We start from the raw sequence: 1,713 nt of genomic DNA on the forward strand, positions 1-1,713 counted from the left end.
CCCCCATTCCTTGCTCATCGAACGCATACCTTCCATTGGTTTCGGTGGCGACACCGCCACCAACGCATTGCCCAGTACTATCATTGGCGACGGCGACAACGCAAAAAGTCCCATCCCTTTCCCATGACTTTATGTGAGTTTCTACAACTGTAGTATTAGAACCTGTTTACAAAGCCATGAAGATAGGCGACTCTGTCCATCAGGAGGACAGAGCGATGAGGTATCCCAGTGACGTGAGCGACCGGGAATGGGCGGAGATTGAACGGTTTTTCAAACCCGAGCATATCGGACGGCCCCGCAAACATCCTGTGCGAAGCCTATATAACGCGATCCGGTACGTGGAGCGCAGCGGTTGCCAATGGCGGATGTTGCCGAAGGATTTTCCGCCCTGGCGCGCGGTGTACATGACCTTCTGGCGCTTGCGTAACGCTGGGACCTGGGCGGCGATCAACCACCACTTGCGGCGCCAGGTGCGTATCAAGGCCGGACGTGATCCTGATCCCACCGTGGCGATCATCGACAGCCAGAGCGTGAAGACCCTGCAAAAAGGGGGCAGCGCGGCTACGATGCGGGCAAGCGGATCAAGGGCCGCAAGCGGCATATCGCCACCGACACGCAAGGCAACCTCCTGACGGTCGTTGCGCATTCCTGCGGTATTTCCGACACACGGGGCTGTCATCTGGTGCTGATTCGATTGTTCATCCTCCTGCCCCACCTGCTCAAAATCTTCGTCGATGGCGGCTACAAGCAGGGCGTCATCGATTGGGCCAAAGCCATGTTCGGCTTTCTCCTGGAAGTCGTCAAACGACCGAACCTACCTCGGTTCGTCGTCTTGCCCAAACGCTGGATCGTCGAGCGCACCTTCGCGTGGCTTGCATGGCATCGAAGGCTTTCCAAGGATTTCGAGCATTCCCCCAAGTCCTCCGAAGCGATGGTTTACATCGCCTCCAGCTCCATCATGCTCAGGAAATTATACCCTTTGTAAACAGGTTCTTAGAAGTTACGCGGTTGCTGCCAAGGTATAAAGCGGGTTGACCAAATAGGCCCGCACGGCAGCCCGAATGATGGTGGTTTTCGCTTCAAACCAACTGATTCCGGTGCGATAGCAATGCGACTCCAAACGCAGGAAGGCCCGCAAACACAGGCCGATGTGGTTGCGCTGGGCGCGCGCGGCGCGAACTTGGGCACGTTCGATGCCACAGAACTGCTTAATGCCGCGATGGTAGTATTCGATAGTCCAGGCATAACCGGCCCAGCGTATCCGCATTGAGGCACTCATCTGGAGGTCGTTGCTGGCCCACCACTCAATGTCGTCGTCTGGGGCGACGATCTTGAACAGGCGGATCAGCCCGTAGCCTTTTAGATGGACGACGGTCCCGTGGGCATCGGTCTCAACCCGTGTCACCGGGCACAAGCCGCGCCGGTCGGGATTGACCACGCGGTTGGCTTTCAGCCGTGTCAGCCACACCCACCCGAAATCTCGAACCCGTTTGAGGTTTTCCAAGCTACTGTACCAGCTATCGAAAACCACGCACTCCGGCATGAAACCGCGCCCGTGGGCCGTCTCCAGCAGCGCCCGGAAATGATCGTTCTTGGTCAGGGCATCCCCGGTCTTGTCGTAGAGCCGGTAATCGACCGGAATGTGGCGATCCCCATCCGTCCACAACAGCGTGATCAAGTTGATGCCCTCGACCACGGCATGGTGCTTGCCCG

General features: G+C 57.7%; 2 protein-coding genes. One reads left to right on the top strand and one right to left on the bottom strand.

The annotated features are described in order from the left end of the window. Nucleotides 1-215: 215 nt before the first annotated feature. Nucleotides 216-985 (top strand): IS5 family transposase gene (locus H6973_20705; protein ID MCP5127936.1). Its coding sequence is split into 2 segments (ribosomal slippage): nucleotides 216-555 and nucleotides 555-985, totalling 771 coding nucleotides; the frame shifts between segments, so codons are not numbered across the junction. Nucleotides 986-1,000: 15 nt separating this feature from the next. Here H6973_20705 and H6973_20710 read toward each other — a convergent pair. Next, nucleotides 1,001-1,713, bottom strand: a 713-nt coding sequence (locus tag H6973_20710) for a transposase (GenBank protein ID MCP5127937.1), incomplete at its 5' end; no start/stop codon positions are given.

This window comes from Gammaproteobacteria bacterium (genome assembly GCA_024235095.1).
Taxonomy (GTDB): Bacteria; Pseudomonadota; Gammaproteobacteria; order Competibacterales; family Competibacteraceae; genus UBA2383.